The organism is Paenibacillus sp. P4_A7, from assembly GCF_056402455.1.
The window spans coordinates 1-5,657 of sequence record NZ_JBFUHJ010000371.1 but is presented as its reverse complement, the minus strand read 5'-3'; the positions used below and the strand labels follow the sequence as shown (position 1 = coordinate 5,657).

At 38.4% G+C, this 5,657-nt stretch carries 7 protein-coding genes; 2 read left to right on the top strand and 5 right to left on the bottom strand.

Going from position 1 to position 5,657, the window contains the following annotated elements:
* Positions 1 to 133 precede the first annotated feature (133 nt).
* From AC1DWN_RS26525 to AC1DWN_RS26510, 4 genes are all read right to left on the bottom strand, one after another.
* Positions 134 to 1,057: a hypothetical protein gene (locus AC1DWN_RS26525; protein ID WP_477561891.1), complete on the bottom strand. Its 924-nt coding sequence runs from the start codon at positions 1,055 to 1,057 to the stop codon at positions 134 to 136.
* Positions 1,058 to 1,438: 381 nt separating this feature from the next.
* Entirely contained in the window at positions 1,439 to 1,870 is a 432-nt protein-coding gene (locus AC1DWN_RS26520; RefSeq protein ID WP_477561890.1) for a hypothetical protein, read from the bottom strand.
* Between the two features lie 365 nt (positions 1,871 to 2,235).
* Positions 2,236 to 2,568, bottom strand: a complete 333-nt coding sequence (locus AC1DWN_RS26515) for a DUF1904 family protein (protein ID WP_477561889.1) — start codon at positions 2,566 to 2,568, stop codon at positions 2,236 to 2,238.
* Positions 2,569 to 2,651: 83 nt separating this feature from the next.
* Entirely contained in the window at positions 2,652 to 3,335 is a 684-nt protein-coding gene (locus tag AC1DWN_RS26510) for a DUF1963 domain-containing protein (RefSeq protein WP_477561888.1), read from the bottom strand.
* Between the two features lie 98 nt (positions 3,336 to 3,433).
* On the opposite strand from AC1DWN_RS26510, the gene AC1DWN_RS26505 reads away from it, so the two are divergent.
* Positions 3,434 to 3,784, top strand: a complete 351-nt coding sequence (locus tag AC1DWN_RS26505) for a hypothetical protein (protein WP_477561887.1) — start codon at positions 3,434 to 3,436, stop codon at positions 3,782 to 3,784.
* Positions 3,785 to 3,913: 129 nt separating this feature from the next.
* Here the strand turns inward: AC1DWN_RS26505 and AC1DWN_RS26500 are convergent, their stop codons facing one another.
* Complete coding sequence (locus tag AC1DWN_RS26500; protein ID WP_477561886.1) at positions 3,914 to 4,681, bottom strand: Imm51 family immunity protein; 768 nt, start codon at positions 4,679 to 4,681, stop codon at positions 3,914 to 3,916.
* A 120-nt stretch (positions 4,682 to 4,801) separates the two neighbouring features.
* Between AC1DWN_RS26500 and AC1DWN_RS26495 the strand changes: the two genes are divergently transcribed.
* The coding region (locus AC1DWN_RS26495; protein WP_477561885.1) for a hypothetical protein at positions 4,802 to 5,657 on the top strand (856 nt) is incomplete at its 3' end.

Genomic DNA, 5,657 nt, shown 5'->3' with positions numbered 1-5,657 from the left:
TTCTCCAACCAATGCTGTATCTTCCTATGTATGGATACATAAGCCATGGTGGTGCCATCCGTTTATTAATATCAAGTGATTTGTTCAAGACTCTCACACTCCTTACATACTAATTATGAAAAGACGTAAATAGCTACTTGTTGAGGACTAATAAGTTATTTAATTTAGTAATCGTTTCCTCAGAAACTTTTTCACTGTATAGGCCTTCATTTTGCTTCCAATGTAGCAATGTCTTTTCCATAGAGATGGCGAACTCAGGATAAGCAAGATTGTAATGGACTCCAATGCTAATTGTAGCTAGTAGGCATTGGGTGTATTTAGGGAGCTCGCCCACAATTGTGAAAAACATATCGTTATACTCAAAATAAGAAACACGCTCATTAGCATGATCATAGCTCAACGGATAAGTAGAAATGCGGGCAGTCTTACCCTCAAAGGCGGCATACTTGTTTGCCTGTCCACATACTCCCTCCCAGCTGAAGTTGGTCAGACGAGAGTCTAGAAAATCGTTATAATCGGGTTCAGATTGCTGCTCAATATCGGTGAATGCTACGCGCATTGAACCTCGGTTACGATAAAAGGCGCAGTCGATAATGATAATGCCGCCGTATAAGCCACTGGGATATTTAAAAGTAAGGCAGCTGCCATTGTGATAATCACTTTCAACTTGCGTTGGTGGCTTGACCCTCTTTTTTGCTATACTTTTGGGTACGCTAATTTTGGCGATAAATGTATGTAAATACTTTTTTCGTTTGTTAATAAATTGTTCATTTGCTCCAAGCTGTTCACAGACAGTTAAGTCACTCCCACTCTCAATGATCTGAGCGACTTGCTCTAACAGCGAATCCTCTAAGGATTTCGTTTCCCARAGGCAGTAGGACAACGCAAATAATACATTGTTTCTATCATCTGTATGATTTAAGCTATAAGTAAATTTCTCTTGTAACTCGCTTACAATCTGAGTTACTTCAGAACCCCGATTGTACTGCTCATAGAAATATTCCTTGATCTCACACGAGGTATCATTACCAAAAACCTCAGCACTCCATGTTCCCATACGCTCTTCACCTCTAGAAAGTTATATGCTACTGTATGTCTTCTACTTCTTATCGGTAAATTTCCATATTTTCATTTGCTGAGAGATTTCTACATAGGAATATAAAAGGTGTGTTCACTTTTCCTGGATGAAGTATAAATATATTGAAACTATGCTGCCCGTTAATTGAGCAAATTAAAAAAACGACAGCCGAAACACCGCTACTTCACTGTCGTGTCTAATTAGCTCAATACCTTGTGATGTGGTTTCTCTACGCTGTCTCTAACTGCATGATTTATTTATCCCCGTATTTTAACAGATCTTTATTTCCTTATATTCCTGAAAAAGAAGATCCCAAGTATTAGAATGCCTACAATTTCTCAAAATCTATCAACGAAGAAACTAGATTAACTGGTCTAATCTTCCATCAACTAACAATATTTTTCCTTGTGGAATTTCACCCTCACYATATTTCTTCCATAATCCATTTAACCAACTATTATTATAATTACATACGATTGCCTCCAATAATAATCCAATATCATCTGATAAATAAGCTGCCATGTCGGATGACTGTGTATGCTCAAATATTGCTTTAAAAGTTCTTTCCCTTAACCTTTTAATAATTTGTGCATACCCAGGATCAATTGAATTATTTTTAAAGATCATACTTACTTGATCATAAACTTCCATCCACTTTTTTGAAAACTCATCACTGTCTCTGTTTTCGAGGATATCATCGTAATCTTCCTGTGAAAGTTTTTTAATAATCTCAATCAAATTTACTCTACAAAAATAATCCATATCCTTAAGAACTTTTTCATTTATTTCCATAACAAATTCCCCCTTTATAATTGAGGTATTTTAGTGGAAGCCAATCGCGATTGGTTTCGTGACTTATTGGTCAAGTGCTGATTGTAAGATCGGGGCTAAAAGATTAAATGTTGCTTTGTTAGAGAAGTAACGGATTACCTTACCCTTCTCATTAGCATATTGAATCATCAGAAAGACTGCCGATAAACCCGTTAAGCTGAACCGTATCATAAGTGATTGCAATGGTTTTGGGGATGAGCACTTCCGATAAAATCCCAACCAAATGGCAGAGTAACTGTCGTACGTTATAGTGATACTAGCTTCACTGGTTTTATCAGCCGACTGGGGAAGAATGTGAAGATATATATAATGCGTTATTTCTTCAGCTAGGAATCATAACGGCGGCCGTTCATATAAAAATTGTCCTCGCGGCCAACCCGGAAGGAAATTTCCAGATCGGGTATACCGAGCGACCGGATATGCCTATCGATTGCATCGGCCATCTTATCGCGTACTTCGTCCCCCCGTTCAAACCACCATACGTCGATGAAAGGGTACGAATCGGTATATTTCCCGTCGAATATAGCGGTAACGTGTAGGCACTCTAAGGTGAAATTATCCGTTCCGCATTGGCATATTTCGGCCATCTCCTCTACGAGCGGTACGCTAATTGCACGTATGCCCTCAGCTGGAATTCCTCTAAAAATTAATTGTGGCATCTAACATCCTCCTGTCGATATGTTATGCAGGCTTGATCATAGCCTTTGGATCGGATATACAAGGTTGGCAATTATGCTCCTTACTAACAATCCTGAATGACTAGCTTTCCGGTCGTTAGATCCTCATTAACAAATGCAAAAATCGTCGGTGAGGCTCCCACCAGCAAGCAGAAAGGCTTGAAATTGGCATGCAATTGTAGCAGCAAACCCCAGTTGCTGTCATCTGGCCAACCATCGCCTTGGAAAAAATAGGGCACGCCACCAATTTTATCGCCGTCAACTTCAGCGTTATATGCTTTCCGCTCATCCTCAGTGAGAAGGAAGTAGGCATCGGAATCGAGAAATGCAGGGTCTTGGGCTTCTTGCAACTGAGGGATGCCTTCATAAGATTCGCCATTGTTATCCCACAGCGTTGGTCCGTTAACCAATGGGGCTGTATCTATCAGGAGCTCACCTCCGGGCTGTATAATGATCGCATTTTCACCGCCATCGGGATCGATAATATCAGGATCAAAGAAGCCTTCCTCTATATTTTGCGCATGCGTAACAAAGAGATAGGCCATCAGAGGAACAGGAACGCTTGGAGTGGGGAATAATTGCTGATCCAGCTCAATCTGACCGATAAACATCATCGGGCGCTTGTCCCACCCGCTGCTAAGCGGCCATTGCGGTTCTGTTAGCCATACTGGCTGTCCTCCGATTTTCGTTATGGGAGTCCGAATCGGTTCACTGACGCGGGTAAAACTATCGATCTTGTATTTCTTCATTATTATCGCATCCTTTCGTTCTGGCACAACATTATATGGAACTTACAAAATGGATTTACGTATGTATGATAAAGTAAGTTGAGATAAGGAGTTTTTAGATGATTCCAATATACATAAAAATTTCCATTTATCTATTTATAATAATTATTATTACTGGAGTTATATTTGCTATATACTTAGGTCAAATCCGAAAACATCAGGTGAAGATGAATAAAAGTGAAATAAAAGATAAAATTCAATCAATTGAAGGGATGATAGTTACTATTCAAAAAGTCCGTTCTAATCAGACTCCTTTTAATAAGCCTTCAAGGGCTAAAGCTTTCGGTGATCATTATCAGATAACGTATGAATTAAATGGAGCTCAACATACTGCTTGGTTTCGCGCTGATAGAGCTATTGTTCAGATACCAAAACCACCGGACCCGGAAAAATGGATATTAACAAAATAAAAGTATGATCACTTATTAACGAAAACTAAGCTATCGGGCACGTTAGTTCAATATGGAAAACGGTTGTCTAAAACTTTATTTTCAATGGACAGATGCAACAAAGGATGTGTTGTACCTTGATATTTCCAATCAGTCTAATACAGCTCGTGAAAATAGGTCTTTCATTAATGAGTCATCATCACATGCTTCCTTAAAGGCGATTGCAAAACTAAGTATGGCTTCTTTATTGTCTGTATAAATGCAGAACGTATCGGCTTCTGGGTCAAATCGTATGATATCAACTAAGTGAGGCATTTTTTCTTCAAGAAACACGGCTGCTAATGAACCCCAATCATAGCCATTGCCTTCACATCCTTCTTCGGCTCGTGTTTGAAATATTTCATGCTTATATTTGCCAACACCTAGAATCATTGATATGCTTCCATTATTATGCGCAACTAGCCCAAATGGGTTTATTTTTTCTTCAACTTCTAACAAACGGGGGTCAGTCCCAATCCTCATCCCCTTTTCAACGTTTACTATATGGATGGTTTCATTTCCTGCTCTTGCAGCGGCGTTGCGGCTCATTTCTAAAAACGTCCTGCCATGTGAATCTTCAGGATCTAATGCTACAGCTTGTTCAAAAGCAACAATCGCTTCCTTATACTGTTCAAGGTAATAATAAGCATATCCTATTCGGAAATGCCAAAGAGGGTCGTGCTCGCCTTGCTCTTGCACAGATAAAAAATATTGGATAGCTTCATTATAATTTTCTTGATTATTCAATGCTCTTGCCAAAAGGCAAACTAAGTCATAGTCCCTGTCTACCTCGGTTATATCCATAATTTTGTTAATGATTTTTGCATGCTGGCTCTTGTTATGCCAAAGAGTGAGCTGTTTCAATAGATCCTTATCCATCTTTATATCCTCTCCTCTAACTTTAATCAAAAAATGATTGCCATATATTAGAATAACCCATATGATCTATGAAGTTCAATCAATTGCAATTATATGAAAAATGAAGCGAGGGGTAAACTTATGAGTGAAGAGTGGATACATGCTATGCATGGTGTGCCTTGGACGCCTAAAAAAATGAAAGCAGCTGTTGAAAAACTAAGGCGACGAGCTACGATCAGTTTTGCTTTTGATTCAGATAAATTAGCGGATTTAGTAAAAATAGATGAACTGGTCCTATCCCATCGTCCTGATCTTATTTTGCACATATGGAGTTACAGAAATAAAGGGGATTATTCAGTTGAAATGCTAGACATCTTAGCTGGATTGAAAAACGTAACTGCCTTGCATCTAAGCATGAAACAAAAGCAAGATTTAAATAAACTTCAGGCCCTAAAAAACATGGAGTTTTTGAAAATTGATTCTGATCAAACACTTTCTATCGATTTTATAAGTAGTTTTCAAAAACTTCAGCACTTGGAATTAAGTGGCAAATTCGATGATTTGTCTCCCATAGGAAACTGTAAAAATCTCAGCAGCATAATCCTTCAGTGCACAGTTGAACAATTGAACTTTGTCAAAGAGATCCCCATAGAATATCTCCTTATCGATAACTGTAACGTGAATTGTGATCTGGATGTACTCAACGTTCGAACCTTAAAGATGTTAGAGCTATCATCCATTGCAAAACTAGAGGATGTTTCCTTCTTGAGTAGATTCGAGAATTTGGAGTTTTTGAGTTTGTCTTTATCCAGAGTGGAGAAGCTATGCGATTTTTCTGCTATGGATAACTTGAAACAATTAGAACTGAAAAACATGAAATCGCTGATAGAGATAGATGTCTTAAAAACTGCATCAAATCTGGAAAATTTAGAGTTGAATGAAATAAATACGAAGATCAAGGCGGAAGCGTTTGATTTTTTATTAGATATGCCTAAGC

What these genes read in the sequence shown, in the direction of transcription:
- AC1DWN_RS26515 (WP_477561889.1), bottom strand. Translation starts at nt 2,568, where the DNA reads ATGCCACAATTAATTTTTAGAGGAATTCCAGCTGAGGGCATACGTGCA.
- AC1DWN_RS26510 (WP_477561888.1), bottom strand. Translation starts at nt 3,335, where the DNA reads ATGAAGAAATACAAGATCGATAGTTTTACCCGCGTCAGTGAACCGATT.
- AC1DWN_RS26505 (WP_477561887.1), top strand. Translation starts at nt 3,434, where the DNA reads ATGATTCCAATATACATAAAAATTTCCATTTATCTATTTATAATAATT.
- AC1DWN_RS26500 (WP_477561886.1), bottom strand. Translation starts at nt 4,681, where the DNA reads ATGGATAAGGATCTATTGAAACAGCTCACTCTTTGGCATAACAAGAGC.